Here is a 16,164-nt window from a genome sequence, read left to right as displayed (position 1 = left end):
CTCACTCGACCTCATGTCGAGGAGCTTTGCAGCCGTCGCCTCTGTGGCGAGTAAGGGCGGTATGCGCGACATCGATTTCCCAGGTCTTATCACGAAGATCGAGCACCAGCCAGCGTTTCCGCAACATAAGGAGCATGATGGTGCTCATTAAACTTCACATCACGCTACTTGCAGAGTCAATACTTATGTGCATTATGGTGCACTCAATCTGCCGGAGCCCGAGCATGACCGACACGTCGTTCAGCTTCAGAAAGCACCGCAGGCTGCCTGGACAGTCCGAGCTAGACGAGTCGACTTGGGCAGATCTTGATGGTGCGGATGACGATCACTACTGGGCCGAAGTCAGAGCAGTCGATCTCGACCGACGCCGGGCAGAAGTCAAAGTTGCTGAGAATTTTAAGGCACTCAGGCTGCGCCTCGACCTTACCCAGACGGAAATGGCGCAGCGGCTAGGCCTCTCACTGCGCAGTTTACAGATGTACGAGCGCGGTGAACGCCCTATATCAAGCGACATCCTTGCCGACCTCTACGTCCAGTTCGACATAGACCTGCACCAGTTGTTCACCGCCTCGCCGCGCGAGCCAAGCCGTGAATGGCGCGAGGCACTGACGAAACAGACTCTGGAAGTTGCTGATGAGGTTGCCAAAACCTTCCCGCAGCTCGAAGCCGAAGAGCAGCATGCACTGACGGCGCTATATATGCGCTCTGCCATCATGGGCGAGAAGATTGACGGAGGTGATTTACTCGCCTGTCATAGTCAGCTGTTCAAGCCAGAGGATGATTTCGGCGAGCAGTAGGTGCAGGGGCCTAGAAGGGCGAAAAGGGCGGAAAGCCGCCTGACGGCACTGCTGCACGGCAGTCGCAGCGAACCTAGGAGAGCTGCCTGACGGCGGTGCGGCCTCAGAAGCTTGGAAAGCGCTCAACCGCGCGAACCACGGCGATTGCCCAACCCGGGTCCCGTGATTGGCGCAAAGCGATCATGCGCCCGTGCGGCGCGACACTATCTTGTACTCGCATTACACGCGACGAAGCCAGGCACAAGAAAGAAGGACGTTAGGGAAGTGTATGATAAGTCGAGGTTCGGAATGGAACCCTTGGTAGAGACATATCTGTATCGAACATGCCGTTCCAGTCTCGTCGCATCCCAAAAGTCCAATCGCATCAAACCGCATCACCATGTGGATATGTAAATAAGATCATGCTTCGGTCCGAATGTGTTGGCATGTCCCATCGGACCATCTATACCTTACGCAACCTCAGCCGCCCCGCCGGGCGCTGCCCCTATTTTGAGTAGCCCAGCCACTTTTCCGGAGAATCCGCGCCCAAGATGATCAACACGCTCGCTCTGAACCTAGTCGCGGATGTGATGGATTGGGACAATGAAGTGGCCACTAGAGAATATGGGTGGCTGCAACTCATCTCCTCCATGAAATATGACGGCTATTCTGATTTTCGCGCCGGTGTCCGCTTCTTGGAGAGTCTTGTCTCTTGGCTGCGGCAGTTCGACAAGGCCGATCGGCCTGCCGCATATGGCTTTGTCAAAGAGCGACTGGTCTACATCTCAACGCTCGAGATGCAACGGGTGATAGAGACCTTCATCCCTGAAATTGTCACTCCCTACCTTCGACAGTCAGTCGCTGCTGAGCTGGGTATAAAGCCGTATGAAGTTTGGCAGTCGGCCGACAGTGCTGCAGCCTTCAAGCGACGTCTGCGACGCTGCCTCTTCGTCGGTCTGAGCGACGGTAGCCGCATCGACGTGCTCCGCCGCGCCAATGCGGGCCGCCTGTCGCAGGAGCAAGTCATTCCGATGATGAACGTCGACGACGAGAAGTGGAAAAGTCTCGCCGTAGAATTGAAGGGAGAGCTGGGCCCAGACGCCCGCTTCGATGATGTCTATCTGATCGATGATTTCACGGCCTCTGGTACCACATTCATTCGGTTTCCCGACGGCAAGCCGAAGGGCAAGCTCTATAAGTTCGAGAAGATCGTGCAAGACGCCAAAGCGCGGTTCGCGGAACATAGCGAGGAATTCCCCCTCGCGGATGGGTACACTCTCCATATCCATCACTACATCTCTACCAGGCAGGCGCACGACGCCCTTGAGGAGCGCGTAGCCGAGGCCAATGAGAAGCTCCCAAACAAGAGTTTCGGAAAGGCGATCATCACCGAGGGAATGCCTCTCCCCGGCAACATCAGGGTTGCGACGATTGACAAAGCGACCAGGAACGCGCTGCTGACGCGACTGACCGACAAGCAGATCGTCGATCTGTGCGGCCGTTATTACGACGACGACCTGTTCAAGCGGCTGGAGAAGCACTGCAGAGAGGCGGGCCAAACCGACATGAAATATGGCTACGCAGACTGCGCGCTACCGCTTGTTCTTGAGCACAACACCCCGAACAATGCCATCCCGCTCCTGTGGGCGGAGACTAAAGGCAGGTTGGGAAAAGCAATGCAGCCGCTTTTCTTTCGTCGCGACAGGCACGGCTGAGCATGGCCAACCCCTTCCTTCGCCGCGCCACTGAGTACGTTCGGGAGGACGAATCCTTCCTCTCAATCGTTAGTCCCGCCCCTCTGACCACCTTCCTAGCGACCAGCCGAAACAAGGACGACATGTTCGAGGTGCCCGTTCGCATCATCGGCGCACCCGGCAGCGGCAAGACGATGCTTGCCACACTCGCCGAGTTCCGCATGGTGGAGATGATCCTCAAGGACGAGACGAACCCAATCAACCGCACGCTCGCGGACGCACTGGCACAGGCGGGATTCCTCAAGGACGGACAGCCGAAGGTCGCCGCCGTCCGCGTGCCTATGGAATCTGAATACCGCGAGTTCTGGGAACTACCCTACGACCCATCCGTTAAGACCAGGCTCGCCTTCTGGCTGGTGCAGGCCCGCGCTATGCTCGGTCTCATCCGCAATCTGACGGCAAATCGCACACGCGGAATGGACGAGATTGTATTTATACCGCGCGCCAACCACGAGGCCCATCTCGAGCAGATTGGAGGCCTTTCCGCGCTAGGAATCCGGGATCGCGCGCTCGCCGTACAGCGGGCAATCTACAAAGTCGGCGCCGGGCTGAGGGCTCCGAAGCTCGACAGCTTGCCAATCGACGCCACGGCGCCCTACGCTCCCTTTGACGCCATCAGCAGCATCCGCATTGACTGGAACGGCGAAACGATCGAGATGAGCCCGCTCGTCATGCTCGACGACGTCCATGCGCTTCATCACGAGCAGCTGGAAGCCATGTTCGGGATGCTTTCCCATCGGGAGATGAAGTTCGGTCGCTGGATGATGATGCGGCTGGACGCCCTTAGCCCGGGTGCGGTGATGCGTTCCCCTGCCAATCAGCCGACTCACAACCGCGCGCAAGGCCGCGATTTCGTGGACATCCGCATGCAGGGCGACGAGAAGAAGGACGCGTCGAAAAAGCAGTTCCGGACCATGGCGCGGGACATTGCAAAGCGCTACCTACCCATGGTCGAAGGTCTCCGGAACCGCAATGCCACCGATATCGACCGACTCGTCCCCAGCGAACCCCCGAAGCTGAGCATTGGGCAGTTGAAGGATCTCGAAAGCAGGGTCGATAGGGACCAGAAAAGGCTCAGGATCGGCCCTACGCGCCGCAAAGAGATCGACGACCTCGTCGACGACTTCATCAGGCGCACGAAGTCCTACGATGACGGGCCAGAGGTCGCGCTTGCAATGAAGCGCATCCTGCTGCATCGCTACGACGTCCGCGTCGCCCGCTCGACGCCCTCGCTTTTCGAAGAGATCGATCCCGACCCTAAATCACCGCTGAAGGCGGATGCCGATGTTGCGCATGGCGCGCGCGTCCACCTGCACCACGAATATAATCGCCCACTCCACTATGGAGTGGACGAAATCTGCGACGCGAGCAATGAGAACACGGAGGTGTTCCTACAGTTCGCGGGGGAACTCGTAGCCAATATCGAAACTAGGGCGATCCGTAACAACCCCTTGGCATTGCCTGCCAAGGATCAGCAGTCGATTCTGATAGGAAAAGCCACGTCGATCATGAACGCATGGGCTTTTCCACACGCCCAGCGGGTCCGTCAGATGGTCGACGCCATAGGAGTCGACTGCAGGGCCGAGTCCCTGCTACCCAATGCCCCCCTTGGTGCAGGCGCGAACGCGATTGGCATCCTCGAGGAGGAAATGGAGGCGATGTCGTTCGACGACGAGCTCGGCTCAGTCCTGAAGTACGCCATAGCGCACGGCGCAATCACGATCGAACGGAACTATGGGCAGGGCGGCAAGCTGTGGGCGCTGATTGAGCTCACTGGGACGGTCGGTCTAGTGTACGGCCTCACATTCAATCGGGGAGGTTTTCTTCCCAAGAAGGTCGAATATCTACGCAGAGCTGCGGGACTGATCGATGCGTAAGCATTGGGAGAACTGCATCACCAATTTCGATAATGCTGTCGACGATTTCATCTCCGACTACTTCGGCGACCCTTCGCGTCACGTCTTGCTGGTGGCCGCGGCGGGGTTCGACCCGCGATCGCGCCGTATATCTCAGACGCTGGCCGAAACGCTCGGATCCCGTCTTTCAGCAATCTACGTGCGCGAAGAGCGTCCGGGGGCGTCCCAGGAGCTCATCGAACAGGCGAACGAGAACGAGGCTGCGCTTAAGGAGATCGTTCCCGACTCCATCGTAATCAGAATAGACATCTTCGCCGACGATGGTGCGCCGGTGAGCGGCTCCCGCATCGTATCGCGTCTCATCGAGCACCCCGTTGCCGACATGGTTACCGACGTGATCCTCGATCTGAGCGCGCTTTCCATAGGTGTCGGCTTCCCAGCCGCAAGGATGCTGCTTGAAGACTGCGAAAGTGTCCCAAATCGTGCCTTCCATCTGATGATCGTCTCGAATCCCGAAATGGACGACAGGATATTGAGCATTCCATCGAGCCGGGCGGGATCGGTTAAGGGCTTCTCACCACCCATTGAGGAAGACGCTCAAGGACTCGCGCAAATCTGGATCCCACAGCTGGCCAGTGGAAGAGCGCAGGCGCTGACCCAGATCGGCGCAGCAATCCCATCGCGATACAAGATCTGTCCTCTCCTCCCCTTCCCGGCTCGAAACCCGCGACGCGCCGACGATCTTCTCGCCGAATACCGCACGGAGCTTGTGGATGAGTGGCAAGTCGATCCGCGCGACGTCGTGTACGCATCGGAACGGAACCCGCTCGATTGCTACCGGACCCTTTCAACCCTGAAGACCCGCTTCGACCGGACGATGAAGGGGACCTACGAGCCACGAATGGTGCTGTCTCCGGTGGGAAGCAAAGTGCTCGCTGCCGGCGCCCTCATGGCCGCAATCGAGCACGACATGGCAGTACAATATCTCGAGACCGAGAGCTACCAATTCGACAATACGGTGATCGGACCACACGAGGCGCCGGACATGACCGTTCACCTGATCCTATCCGGCCCGCTCTACGCGAGCTACGGCGAAGTGGTGCCGGCTCAATGACGACGCACGTCTTTACCGCGAAGCTCGACGCCCTCCCCAGCACGCTCGACCTGTTTCAAACATATGATGCAGGGCCGCTGGCAGCGGCGCTCACGGGCGGTGCCCACCGCCACGCCCTCTCAATCGGGTCCGGCGGCTCGGCGATTGTGGCCGAATATCTCGCCCGCTGCCGCGACACGCTGTGTTTCGGCCCGACGACCGTTCAGACACCAATGGAACTGGTGGCCGACCACCATGACCTCTCCGAGACTGATATCTGGCTGTTCAGCGCCAGCGGCGACAATCCTGACGCCACGGCTGCCTCGCAGGCCGCCTTCGACCGCGGGGGAAGGAAGGTTCATCTTGTCACCCGCAACGCCGACGGATCGGCGGCACGCCTTGTTGAGGCCGGAGGCGGTATCGTCCACATCGTGCCGGTCGCCGATCCGAAAGATGGCTACTTGGCGACCCATTCGCTAGTTTCCTCTGTCTTTGCGCTGCTCCTCGCCTGCGACGGGGCATCGCGTGACCCGAGGGGTGCCGCCCACATCCTCGGTATGATCGCTTTCCGCCTCGCAGAGATGCGGGATCCCGCTCATCGAATATCGATGGCTACCCGCCTCTCGTCACTGCGGCGAAGCGACACCTTGGTGGTTGCCGGCGATCCGCACTTGAAGCCGCTGTCCGTACTTCTCGACACGTCGATTTGGGAGGCTTCGCTGTGCCATGTCCAGACAACAGACTTCCGCAACCTGGCGCATGGTCGCCATGGCTGGCTCCACCACCGGCAGGACGAAACGATGGTCCTCGCACTCACGGGCACAGACACTCGAGCGACGTGGGCGGCGATTAGCGATCTCCTTCCACATTCGCTTCGCCGGGATGTTGTCGACCAGCGGTCATGCGGTCGACTCGACAATGCGCTCGCGATGATTGATGGGCTCAGCATCATAGAGGCGATGGGGACAGTTGTCGGTATCGACCCCGGGAAGCCCGGCATTGGCGAATTTGGGCGCGCGATATATTATGACCGTTCGCTAACGGATCTAGCCCGAGCCCTGCCTCCGCACGTTCGGCACAAACGCGCGGCCATCTCAAAATCTGATTCCCACGATCCCGATGACGATCCTCTTCACCTGATCGGCCGGGAGCGCTTGCGGACACTGGCTGAGGCGGACATTGGCGGTGCAGTATTCGACTACGATGGAACGATCGTGACGACCGCCGGGCGCTACTCCACGCCGGATAGAGGGATTGTCGACCAATTGATCAGACTGCATAGGGCCGGGCTCAGGATCGGGTTCGCGACGGGCCGCGGCGGTTCGGCGGGAGAAGAATTGAGGAAGGTCCTGCCCGCCGACATGCTTTCGTCGATCCCGATTGGCTACTACAACGGGGGGCATATCCGCATGGCGGATGTCGACGTTGACCAGGATCGCGCACCGGCGAATACGGCGATCACCGAGACCGCGACCTTTCTCAATGAGCGCAGCGATCTATTCCTCTGCCACAAATTCAAGCACCGAGAGGTGCAGATTACTGTCGAAATGGACAAGCTGCGCCATCCCTACCGCTTCCCAGTCGACTTAGAAAGCTGCGCGCCATTCGCGTCCGGCCGAGTCCGTGTCATGGGATCCGGACACAGCTACGACATTGTCCCGACAGCCTCGAGCAAGCTCTCCGTCGTCAACATGATCAAGGCCGATCTGCCCATTGGAGTCGAGGTCCTATGCTGCGGAGACAGCGGTTCCCGACCAGGGAATGATCACGCTCTTCTCTCTCATCCCTACGGCATAAGCGTCGGAGAAGTGTGCGGCGCTGCAAACGGCTGCTGGTCTCTGTTCGGTTCAGGCCCGGCGGGTCCGAATGCACTTCTCACCATACTGTGCGCTCTGGTACCATCGAACTTCGGATGGGTTCGTCTCGATGTCGCATCACTTGGCCTCGACAGGAGGTAGGGAGCGACTGCATAAGTGAGCATGCACGACTCGCCTCCAAACCTCGAATATCGCATCGACGTCGCCGGCACCGGTTTCACGGTGCTCGACCGCATCTACGCTGATGGCAATCTCTTCGACGAGGCATTGGGCGGCTCGTGCGGGAACGTGCTTGTGTCTCTGGCGATGCTCCACCGCCATGTGGCGCCGGTTCTAGCGCTCGGAGATGATGATGCAGGCTACCGACTGATTGACGAGTTCGTTCAGGCTGGCGCGACGACACGCTTCATTTCCCGACGCACCGACCTTCGGTCGCCCGTGCTGGCGCAGGAACTCAACACCGAATTGGGGCAACATGAATTCAGCTTCTTGTGCCCGGAGACGCGCGAGGAGTTGCCGCGATACGAGCCAATCAGCCACGCCGAGGTTGCACCTGCGCTGAATATGCTTACGCAATGCTCGATTTTCTATGCCGACCGGCTATCAGACGGCATCCTCGAGGCGATGAGGACGGCGAGTGCGGCGGGCGCGGTCATCTTCTTCGAGCCGTCCGACTTCAAGGACAGTGATCTCTTCGATGAGGCCGTGCAGCTCGCAACAATTCTGAAATATTCGGATGACAGGCTTGGCGATCGTTTGGCAGACCGCCTCCACAAGTGTGTTCGCATCGTTACTTACGGCGCTGCGGGTCTCGAGGTGCGCGATGCGGCGGGAACTACCTGGTGTGACGCGATCAACGCTCCTACGGTCTTGGACACATGCGGTTCGGGAGACATGGTCAGCGTCGGCGTGATTGACTGGATCCTCGCCAACGAATTCGGCACTTCTTGCCTCAAGGCGGCGGATTTGCTCGAAGGGATCGTCGCGGGTCAGCGTCTCGCCGCCGAGAACTGCGCGTACGCCGGCGCCCGTGGCTTGTTCAAGAACCGGGGCGCCAGGTTCGTGCGCGAAATTCTAAACATCCGCTCAGCTCCTAACCTGGGCTTCACTCAGCTGCCGTAAGACATGTGTCAGAGTCCGCGCCCTGATCTCGCAACTCTGCGCGAAGCTCCATTAGCATTTCCCCGAGCTTGTTCTGGCCGACCCCATTGACCTCGCCCCATAGCCGATTGACCTGGTTGTCTTCGGTCGCCGATTCGACGAGCCTCGCGTCGCCGGTTCCGAGAAGCAGCTTGAGGAGATCGGGATGCTGCGTGAACTTCGCCCGCAGCACAGCCCGCATGCGATCGAATTTTGAGGTCGACCAGCCCGGGGCCACGTCCCAGTAGTAGAGACCGTGGGCCGCCATTGCCAGAAGCGCCGGCGATGGAGCCTCCATTAGCCACTTCCTCACCGCTGGCTTGCGCGGCTTGCCCGCCTGGTAGGCGTGCTCGCTGGTGGCGAACGTCTCGCCCTCGAACTCGATCTCGCGACGATAGAGGTTGCTCAACACGCCGAAGGGCTTCTCGCTGGCCCGGTAGAAGCGGATCTCGCTCATCGATAACTCCTTGCAAATCTGCTAGCATTATTACATGCTAATTTGCATGAAGCCAACAAGCAATCAATTAAGTGAGCTACACAAGCGGATTTCGACCAAATACGCGGAAAGCAAGCTCAGCAAAGCTGATCTAGGCAGATTAGCGAACGTACATCCAAGTCAGGTTGGCCGTATATGTGCGGGACATTTCAAGACGATTAGCAATAATGTTGTACAAATCTGCAAAGTCCTCAACGTTAAGGTGCCGAAAGTCGACGAAGAGATTATAATGGACACTGAGTGGGCAAAAGCGAATGCGAGCCTGCGTCGGATCTGGGACCATACTCCTGAGGGGGCTGCGATCATTAGACGCGTCCTAGACGCTATTGCAGATTTGCGCTTGCCAGAAGCCGACGAGACGGACGGCCAGATCTGACCCGACCTTCAGCGACACGGGTACCTGACGGAAGGAATACATGTCAGCTTACTTGCTCGGCTACCTGCTTGTCGGGACGGTCGACAGGCTGTCTTGCTGTTTGCGTTCCTCAGGAAATGCAGGTGGCATTCTATTTCGCTGGCAAGGGCGAACGAGAATATGCCGGCCCGGCGGCTAAGGCGAAAATTAATGTTGCTGAGCATCTAGAAAGGGTTGCGGCCTTCCGTCGCCGGTTTGAACCTCGGCGGGTCATCAGCCCTTTGTCCGCATCGCTGAAGCTCCGCAGCCCGAAATGCTGGGCACCGTATCCAGTGGCCGGTTCGGGGAATGTCGCCGCGCAGCATCGACGAGGCTCGAACGTCCGCAAAGGGCCGGAACTACCCCCTCGGCTCGACATCCCTCCAATGCCGGTTCTGCGGCAGCGTCTTTGCGCGTGCGGCTGCTTCGCGCAAGGACACCGGATAGTAGTCACACACATCCACCCCGACATTCACCGCGTTCGTGCTTCCGCGCCAGTTGCCGTGGACGTGGCCGAAGAGGTGCAGCGCGCCCTTACGGGCGTGGTTCCAGGTGATCATCGGGTAGTGGCAAAGTGTCACCGGCCGGTCAGCCTCGGGGTCATCGACCTCGGCCAGCAGCGAGACGCTGTCCCAGGGCAGCCCTTTCGTTAAAGCGCTGTCGTGGTTGCCCACCAGAAGGTGCCGCCGTGCCCCGGGCAGTTGGGAGAAGATGCCCAGCAGCCAGCCTTCGTCCTTCGCCTTGGGACCGAAGGCAAAGTCGCCAATGATCCAAAGGTCATCTTCGGGGCCGACACGGTCCCACAGCCTTTCGATCAGGACAGCCGCCATATGTTCGCCGTCCCGGAACGGACGGCGGGCGTTGGGGATGATGTTTTCATGGCCGAAATGCGTGTCGGCGGTGTACCAGTGGGTCATCGTAACAGGTCCTGACAGACAGGGCAGCGCATATGCCGCACCCCCGGCGGCATCGTCAAGGATCAGGGGGCATCGCCAAAGCCATGAACCCAACCTGTCCGGGAGCGCATTCGATCACATTCATCGCCCTGCGGCCTCGATCTCTCGGTCTATCCGGGCGCGCAAAGCCTCGGTGCGGCGATTAACCCTCTGTCGCAACTTCTCCGGCATCCACCAGGCGAAGAAGAGCGCGAGGTAAAACATCAGCTCAGGCGCGGTTCTTGCCCACCAACTATGGCGTGTGCGCACTTCACCGAAAATGGCAATCGACAGAAACCAGGCGAAGCCACAGAACAGGATGGCAGCGACCACCATTCCCATGATGTGTCCGGCGTTGACCGGCAGAATGGCCAGCGTCGGCGCATAATAGGTCCGCCCCGTGGTCAGGTTGGCCATGCCCACAACCCGGTTCTTCGCCGGATCGCCGACGATCACCACCATGTGCCCAGGCCGACAGCCCGCCAGCGTGAGGTCGGTGAACTGAAACTCCTGCCCACTGGCATCGGCAATCCAGACCTCTGGCAGGGAACTTACCCGCGTGTGATCGCGATGCTTGCCAGAATAGGTCGTGCTGGTCACCCGGTCGGCAACCGAGACCACCTGGCCGCGCCAGACCGTAAGGGGCCGCTCATCCGGCGTGACGGGCGCCGTCCGGGATGCCGCTTCTTCTGCCATGAATACCCCCTACATGCACCAAGTGGGAGGCCGCCCACGGCAAAGCGCGGCAATTCACCCCCATTTTGGGGGTAATCCTATAACGGGAGTAGCTGATCCTGTCGAGATAGAACGGCAGGCAGGATTTGGCGGGCAGCGTTCATTCAGATGCCTATCGCAGCTTTCTGAAAGCGCTGGTCGCTCTTCGGAATGATCGCGATTTGTCTCAGGCGGAGCTTGCGGCAAGGCTGGGCAAACCGCCCTCCTTTGTTGGGAAGTACGAGTTGGGTGAGCGGCGGCTGGATGTGATCGAGCTGATGGTTATCCTGAGCGCGCTTGAAGCCGACTTTGGCACCTTCTGGGCTGAAGCCAGGGTCGCCCTACCTGATCGCCTCTGATTGGTCTTTATCCTTGGAAAACGGGAATTAAGCTCCATAATTGCACGGATGATGATTGAGCGCCGTATCACCGACACCTTGAAATCCCTGCTGGACGATAGCCCCGCCGTCGCCCTCTTGGGGCCGCGTCAGGTTGGCAAGACCACGCTGGCACAAGAGTTGGGCAATACACGCCCCTCGCTTTACCTTGATCTCGAATCCGATGCCGACCGGGCAAAGCTTGCCGATCCCGAGCTTTACCTTTCGGCGCATGAAGACAAGCTGATGATCCTGGACGAGGTCCAGCGGATGCCTGGCCTTTTCCAGCCGCTGCGCGGCCTGATTGACCGGGGGCGGCGCAAGGGCCTTCGCACCGGCCGCCTCCTGCTGCTCGGCTCGGCCTCCATCGACCTCTTGCGGCAATCGGGCGAGACGCTGGCCGGGCGGATCGCTTATCTTGAACTCGCGCCCTTGGATGCGATGGAAGTGCCCACCGCCGATCTGGACCGCCTTTGGCTGCGGGGTGGGTTTCCTGACAGCTTCCTTGCCAAGGACGATCAGGCCAGCCTGCGCTGGCGGCGTGACTTCATCCGCACCTATCTGGAACGCGACATCCCCGCCCTTGGCCCCCGCATCGCAGCCGAGACGCTGCGGCGCTTCTGGACCATGCTGGCGCATCGGCAATCTGGCCTGTCGAACGCCGCCGAATTGGCCCGCGCGCTTGGGGTCGATGCCAAAACCGTCGCCTCCTACCTCGACCTGCTGGTCGATCTGATGCTGGTCCGTCGGCTGGAACCCTGGCATTCGGACACCGGCAAGCGGCTGGTCAAATCGCCCCGCATCTATGTGCGCGACACCGGCATCCTGCATGCCCTTCTGGGGCTGACCACGCTGGATGACGTGTTGGGCCACCCGGTCGCAGGCGCCAGTTGGGAAGGGCTTGTCATCGAGACCGCCCATGACCTGATGCCGGACGACACGCAGGCGCAGTTCTACCGTAGCGGCGCAGGGGCCGAGGTCGATCTGGTGCTGACCCTGCCAGGGGGCGCGATCTGGGCGGTCGAAATCAAGCGCAGCTTGGCCCCAAAGGCCGAACGCGGCTTTTACCATGCCTGCGAGGACCTGACCCCCGCGCGGCGGATTATCGTCTATCCGGGGACCGAGGCCTTTCCACAGGGCAACGGGATCGAGGTGCTGCCGCTGCACCAGTTCGGGCAGGAGTTGCTGGCCCTGCGCGCCTGATCACTCGCGCTCCACCACGCGGTACATGCGCCCGTTATAGCGCGCCAGCTCATGCAGACCCGCCGCCCGCCAGAGGCGGATTTCCCTGCCCTCAGGCACGATGATCACCGGCTGAGTCCGGCTCTCGATCAATTGGATACCAAGGCGATCACGCAATGCCACAAAATCGGTCAGTTCCGCCTTTACGGCATCCCGCTCAGCGGCAAGGCCCGCCAGCTCCAGGCCGATCTCGTCGATTCCCCGCTCCACCTCAGCGCGCCGCGCGGTCAGGCCGTCCTCCAAGGCTGCAAGCGCACGTTCGCCTTCGGCCCGGGCCTCGGCCAAAGCCCGCAGGTTCCCGGCGCGGATTGTCCCGGCCTCTGCGCGTGCCTCCTCCACCAGAGCAGCGCCCGTCCAGATCGCCACCAAAATGACAATCCCGGCGGCCAGAACGGCAACGCCAAGGGCCAACCCGGCTCGAAGTGCCTGCCGCCGGAGAGAGGTCTCGTTGGCATTAAGACGCACAACAAGCCCCTCGGCATCAGCCCGAAGGTTTCCGATCATCGCCTCGGCATCTTGAACCTGGCGCCGAACCGAGGCCATCCGGCCGCCAATTTTCTCGGCCTCGGCCATAAGGTCAGACCGGATGCCCGTCGCCTGTTCCGACAGCGCAGCCGTGAGCCGGGCAGCCTCGGTTTCGGCTTCCGCAATGGTCCGGCTTCTGCGCTGACGCAGGGCGGCGATCTTTGCATCCAGTTCCGAGGTCATGGCGACATGCGCTCGTCTGGCGGGCGTTTCTTGACGGGCGAAAGGGTGGCTTCCGCAACTTGGCGTTCAGTCGCAACGTCTGTTGCTGTCAGGCGGCCGACCAACCGCTCCCAAAGGGCTGCCATCTTCGAGACCACCTCGTCCAGCGCAGTCCCAAGGTCCAGCGCCTCGACCTTCTGGCGCAGGGCATTGTCGTGAACCTCCCAGCCCGCGCCATCCAGGCGGCGGGTCACCTTGCCGGTCAGCACGCCCAGCACCACCTGCACCGCGACCGATGCGGCCTGTGCAGCCGCATGCCGGACAATGGCGGCCCTCTGTGCCTCGAACGCCTGCCGGGCCTGATGCAGGTCATCGGTCAGCCGGGCCGCTTTGGTCCGGGCTTCGGCCAGGATCAGCGCCGCGTCCTGTTTCCTTTTTGACCTGATCTTCTGTGCCTCCTCCTCCGCAGCGGACCTCCGGGCCGCTGCTTCCCTTTCCACCATATCGGCCAAAGCCCCGGCCCGCGCTCGCTCTTGCGCAGCCAAGGCCCTTTCGGCCTCAGCATCCGCGAAAAGGGCTTCGGCGTGATCCAGCCGATCAGCAAGGTCTTCGACCGAGGTTTCCAGCGCCTCCTCCTGTTCGGCCAACTCCGCGACGCGCGCCCCCATCTGCTGTACGATACGCGCCGTCCGGTCTGCTTCGGCCTTGCGCGCTTTCCACTGGGCACGCGATTGGCGCTGCCGCTTTGGTCCGTCGCGCGTCAGGCCTGCGGACAACGAAACCTCGTGATAATACTGGTCCTGAAGCGACCGGGCGCGGTCTTTGTAGGCTGCATTCCCCAACTTGACCGCTGCCTTTGCATCCAAACCCTGCGCTTTGGCCGCCGCCTCTGCCTCAACCTTCGCCGTCCATGCAGGGTTCAGATCGCGCGCCGAGCAGTTCCGATCTCCCAGCGGCAGGACGAAGGCGTGCAAGTGGGGATGCTCTTCGTCCAGGTGTTGGACCACGCTGACCAGACGCTCACCGTAAAGTGTCTGGAAGAACGCAACGTTCAGCCGAACCCAAGTCTGATAGTCGGCATTCGCGCTGGCATCCTGCATAACCTGCGCGGTCAGGTGGGGGTGCGAGGCAATCGCGGTCATCAGCGTGTGCCGGTCACTGCGAACGGCCCGTTGTTTTACGCTGCCATCGGCCAGCCTGACCGTAACCGCACCTCCGGCAACCATCTCGGCATGCTTCTCTGCCACTTGGTCGGGCGACAGACCAAAGACCACCAATGGCGGCTGCGGGTTTCTGACATGGGTGGAAAACTTCGGCTGCCGAGCCGCTTCGCCAAGGATCTGAGCGACAGACTGCCCGGCCGGGTTGGCCTTTGCCGCGAACGACTGAATTCGGAAGAACTGGGGGCCAGCCATCATGCGCCCCCGTTACCGACGAAACGCAATATGGACCGACTATTATGTTGCAAGCAACATGTCGGCGAGGACGCTGCGCCCCTCGACCCCGCAAGCGGCTGCGCCGCCGATCCGTCCCGGATCGAAGCCACCACTGATGGCTGCAAGCCCCGCCCTTCGCCAGCCTTATGGTGGGCGCTTCGGGCTGGACTTGCAGGGACAATGTACGCGGCCGGAATGACGGGCACGGTGGCAGAGGATGGGAGCGCAAGCACGACCATCATCGCATAACCCCCGCTGCGTGTGCTTCCTGCCGCGAGATCAGACCGCGCTCTACCGCGTCGACAACCTGCGCCTTGGTGAGATGCTTGCACATCCCGTGCCGCGCTTTCACCCATGCTGCGATCTGGCCGAGCTGCTTTTCGGCAGCCGCCTCTGTCTCGGCCTTGCGCCGCCTCAGGTCATCGATATGCCGCCGCCATTTTTCATCGCGCAGCCAGTTGTCGCTGAAACTCACTTTCGACCGCGTAAAACCCTCGGTCTCGACGGCGTAGGCCCTCACGGCGGCAATGAGTTCATCGGGCGAAATCTCGGATAACGCCTGTCGCATCCGTTCCAAGCTAGTCCGCTGATCCCGACGGCGATCCGCAGGATATGCCTTCCAGGCCTTTTCCAACTCAGGAACCACCTCCTCCTCACGCGCTTGCCCGCGCGTAGGGGGTTTCCGGATGGTTTTAGGATTGTTTGGGGTCCGCTGCGGACCGGGTACCCCGTCCGGGCTGGCACCCCTACCGGGTCCGCAGCGGACCCCGTCCACTCTGGACCCCGTCCCCATGTTGGGGTCACAGATCGCCTCCAGAAGCCCGACAGCGTCAAGGTCGATCCGGTAAATCGCAGTGTATCCGTTCATGCAGGCGCGACGCCCGGTTTCAACCAGAACCCCCTCCGACAGAAACTCGGAGATGGCCCGCTTAACTGTGGTTTCGCCCAACTCTGTCTGCCGTGCGATGGTACCCTTGCTGCACCAGATGCCTGAACCGTCATCACTGGCCTTGTCAGCGAGGTACATGATGATCTGCTTGCGCACAGGGCTGCCGAAACGCCGCTCAGAGCAAAGGGTGGCGACTTTCCAGCTCATTGCGGCCACCCCTGCATTTTGCACGGGCCGCGGCCACCGGAGTTTGCATGAAAAGTGGCGGTATCATGTTCATCGGCTGTTCGCCCAATGTCCTGATACTCTTTGATAACTAAGCTATTGAGGTAGAACGAAAGCGAGTTGGATTGCAAATCCGTGAAGACCGGTTCGATTCCGGTACCCGCCTCCAAGCTGTCCTGCGCGCCGATCGGGATCCCCACGACAATCCGCATCCCTTTGGCACCTGCATCCCTGCGATGCTTTGGTCTTTTCCTGATGCGTCAAAGCCGCGATGGGGGGCTGGTGCGGCGGTAAATCATCCAAATTGACGCGCCCGCTGTTCGTCGCACATCT

The 16,164-nt window shown here is 60.7% G+C and carries 16 protein-coding genes; 9 read left to right on the top strand and 7 right to left on the bottom strand.

The annotated features are described in order from the left end of the window. Window positions 1–224: 224 nt before the first annotated feature. The 6 genes from ACFOMH_RS07590 (at window position 225) to ACFOMH_RS07565 (ending at window position 8,418) form a co-directional block, all read left to right on the top strand. Complete coding sequence (locus tag ACFOMH_RS07590; RefSeq protein ID WP_377743666.1) at window positions 225–797, top strand: helix-turn-helix domain-containing protein; 573 nt, start codon at window positions 225–227, stop codon at window positions 795–797. Between the two features lie 530 nt (window positions 798–1,327). Continuing rightward, entirely contained in the window at window positions 1,328–2,491 is a 1,164-nt protein-coding gene (locus tag ACFOMH_RS07585; RefSeq protein WP_377743664.1) for a phosphoribosyltransferase-like protein, read from the top strand. A 2-nt stretch (window positions 2,492–2,493) separates the two neighbouring features. Next, on the top strand, window positions 2,494–4,407 hold the full coding sequence (locus ACFOMH_RS07580) for a hypothetical protein (protein ID WP_377743662.1): 1,914 nt from the start codon (window positions 2,494–2,496) through the stop codon (window positions 4,405–4,407). After that, window positions 4,400–5,500 carry a hypothetical protein gene (locus ACFOMH_RS07575; protein WP_377743661.1) on the top strand — a complete coding sequence of 367 codons (1,101 nt, stop codon included), beginning with the start codon at window positions 4,400–4,402 and terminating at the stop codon, window positions 5,498–5,500. Before ACFOMH_RS07580 ends, ACFOMH_RS07575 begins: the two co-directional genes overlap by 8 nt. After that, window positions 5,497–7,437, top strand: coding sequence for an HAD hydrolase family protein (locus ACFOMH_RS07570; RefSeq protein WP_377743659.1), 1,941 nt, complete (start codon window positions 5,497–5,499; stop codon window positions 7,435–7,437). Before ACFOMH_RS07575 ends, ACFOMH_RS07570 begins: the two co-directional genes overlap by 4 nt. Window positions 7,438–7,458: 21 nt before the next feature. Next, a complete protein-coding gene (locus ACFOMH_RS07565; protein WP_377743910.1) occupies window positions 7,459–8,418 on the top strand; it encodes a PfkB family carbohydrate kinase in 960 nt (319 codons plus the stop codon). On the opposite strand, the gene ACFOMH_RS07560 is transcribed toward ACFOMH_RS07565, so the two are convergent. Continuing rightward, window positions 8,402–8,893 (bottom strand): NADAR family protein, encoded by a 492-nt coding sequence (locus ACFOMH_RS07560; RefSeq protein ID WP_377743658.1) that lies wholly within the window; start codon window positions 8,891–8,893, stop codon window positions 8,402–8,404. The two genes, ACFOMH_RS07565 and ACFOMH_RS07560, sit on opposite strands and share 17 nt — an antisense overlap. A 46-nt stretch (window positions 8,894–8,939) precedes the next feature. On the opposite strand from ACFOMH_RS07560, the gene ACFOMH_RS07555 reads away from it, so the two are divergent. Then, the gene (locus ACFOMH_RS07555; RefSeq protein ID WP_377743656.1) at window positions 8,940–9,308 is read left to right on the top strand and encodes a helix-turn-helix domain-containing protein; all 369 of its coding nucleotides are present in this window, start codon (window positions 8,940–8,942) and stop codon (window positions 9,306–9,308) included. Between the two features lie 377 nt (window positions 9,309–9,685). Here the strand turns inward: ACFOMH_RS07555 and ACFOMH_RS07550 are convergent, their stop codons facing one another. After that, window positions 9,686–10,243 carry a metallophosphoesterase gene (locus ACFOMH_RS07550; RefSeq protein WP_377743655.1) on the bottom strand — a complete coding sequence of 186 codons (558 nt, stop codon included), beginning with the start codon at window positions 10,241–10,243 and terminating at the stop codon, window positions 9,686–9,688. 120 nt (window positions 10,244–10,363) lie between these two features. After that, window positions 10,364–10,957, bottom strand: a complete 594-nt coding sequence (locus ACFOMH_RS07545; protein WP_377743653.1) for a hypothetical protein — start codon at window positions 10,955–10,957, stop codon at window positions 10,364–10,366. A 125-nt stretch (window positions 10,958–11,082) separates the two neighbouring features. On the opposite strand from ACFOMH_RS07545, the gene ACFOMH_RS07540 reads away from it, so the two are divergent. Then, window positions 11,083–11,334, top strand: coding sequence for a helix-turn-helix domain-containing protein (locus ACFOMH_RS07540; RefSeq protein WP_377743651.1), 252 nt, complete (start codon window positions 11,083–11,085; stop codon window positions 11,332–11,334). Window positions 11,335–11,382: 48 nt separating this feature from the next. After that, a complete protein-coding gene (locus ACFOMH_RS07535) occupies window positions 11,383–12,555 on the top strand; it encodes an ATP-binding protein (RefSeq protein ID WP_377743650.1) in 1,173 nt (390 codons plus the stop codon). On the opposite strand, the gene ACFOMH_RS07530 is transcribed toward ACFOMH_RS07535, so the two are convergent. The 4 genes from ACFOMH_RS07530 to ACFOMH_RS07515 form a co-directional block, all read right to left on the bottom strand. Beyond that, on the bottom strand, window positions 12,556–13,302 hold the full coding sequence (locus ACFOMH_RS07530) for a hypothetical protein (RefSeq protein ID WP_377743648.1): 747 nt from the start codon (window positions 13,300–13,302) through the stop codon (window positions 12,556–12,558). Then, complete coding sequence (locus ACFOMH_RS07525) at window positions 13,299–14,699, bottom strand: plasmid recombination protein (protein WP_377743647.1); 1,401 nt, start codon at window positions 14,697–14,699, stop codon at window positions 13,299–13,301. Before ACFOMH_RS07525 ends, ACFOMH_RS07530 begins: the two co-directional genes overlap by 4 nt. A gap of 256 nt (window positions 14,700–14,955) precedes the next feature. Next, window positions 14,956–15,813 (bottom strand): hypothetical protein, encoded by an 858-nt coding sequence (locus ACFOMH_RS07520; protein WP_377743645.1) that lies wholly within the window; start codon window positions 15,811–15,813, stop codon window positions 14,956–14,958. Continuing rightward, on the bottom strand, window positions 15,810–16,043 hold the full coding sequence (locus ACFOMH_RS07515) for a hypothetical protein (protein ID WP_377743644.1): 234 nt from the start codon (window positions 16,041–16,043) through the stop codon (window positions 15,810–15,812). Before ACFOMH_RS07515 ends, ACFOMH_RS07520 begins: the two co-directional genes overlap by 4 nt. Window positions 16,044–16,164: the final 121 nt, after the last annotated feature.

The sequence above is a fragment of the Paracoccus mangrovi genome, assembly GCF_042648425.1.
Classification (GTDB): Bacteria; Pseudomonadota; Alphaproteobacteria; order Rhodobacterales; family Rhodobacteraceae; genus Paracoccus; species Paracoccus mangrovi.
This window is presented reverse-complemented; position numbering and strand designations above follow the sequence as displayed.

Coding starts and splice junctions, on each gene's coding strand:
- ACFOMH_RS07590 (WP_377743666.1), top strand. CDS start 225: ATGACCGACACGTCGTTCAGCTTCAGAAAGCACCGCAGGCTGCCTGGA.
- ACFOMH_RS07585 (WP_377743664.1), top strand. CDS start 1,328: ATGATCAACACGCTCGCTCTGAACCTAGTCGCGGATGTGATGGATTGG.
- ACFOMH_RS07555 (WP_377743656.1), top strand. CDS start 8,940: ATGAAGCCAACAAGCAATCAATTAAGTGAGCTACACAAGCGGATTTCG.
- ACFOMH_RS07535 (WP_377743650.1), top strand. CDS start 11,383: ATGATGATTGAGCGCCGTATCACCGACACCTTGAAATCCCTGCTGGAC.
- ACFOMH_RS07525 (WP_377743647.1), bottom strand. CDS start 14,699: ATGATGGCTGGCCCCCAGTTCTTCCGAATTCAGTCGTTCGCGGCAAAG.
- ACFOMH_RS07545 (WP_377743653.1), bottom strand. CDS start 10,957: ATGGCAGAAGAAGCGGCATCCCGGACGGCGCCCGTCACGCCGGATGAG.
- ACFOMH_RS07520 (WP_377743645.1), bottom strand. CDS start 15,813: ATGAGCTGGAAAGTCGCCACCCTTTGCTCTGAGCGGCGTTTCGGCAGC.
- ACFOMH_RS07530 (WP_377743648.1), bottom strand. CDS start 13,302: ATGACCTCGGAACTGGATGCAAAGATCGCCGCCCTGCGTCAGCGCAGA.
- ACFOMH_RS07575 (WP_377743661.1), top strand. CDS start 4,400: ATGCGTAAGCATTGGGAGAACTGCATCACCAATTTCGATAATGCTGTC.
- ACFOMH_RS07570 (WP_377743659.1), top strand. CDS start 5,497: ATGACGACGCACGTCTTTACCGCGAAGCTCGACGCCCTCCCCAGCACG.
- ACFOMH_RS07580 (WP_377743662.1), top strand. CDS start 2,494: ATGGCCAACCCCTTCCTTCGCCGCGCCACTGAGTACGTTCGGGAGGAC.
- ACFOMH_RS07550 (WP_377743655.1), bottom strand. CDS start 10,243: ATGACCCACTGGTACACCGCCGACACGCATTTCGGCCATGAAAACATC.
- ACFOMH_RS07515 (WP_377743644.1), bottom strand. CDS start 16,043: ATGCGGATTGTCGTGGGGATCCCGATCGGCGCGCAGGACAGCTTGGAG.
- ACFOMH_RS07560 (WP_377743658.1), bottom strand. CDS start 8,893: ATGAGCGAGATCCGCTTCTACCGGGCCAGCGAGAAGCCCTTCGGCGTG.
- ACFOMH_RS07565 (WP_377743910.1), top strand. CDS start 7,459: ATGCACGACTCGCCTCCAAACCTCGAATATCGCATCGACGTCGCCGGC.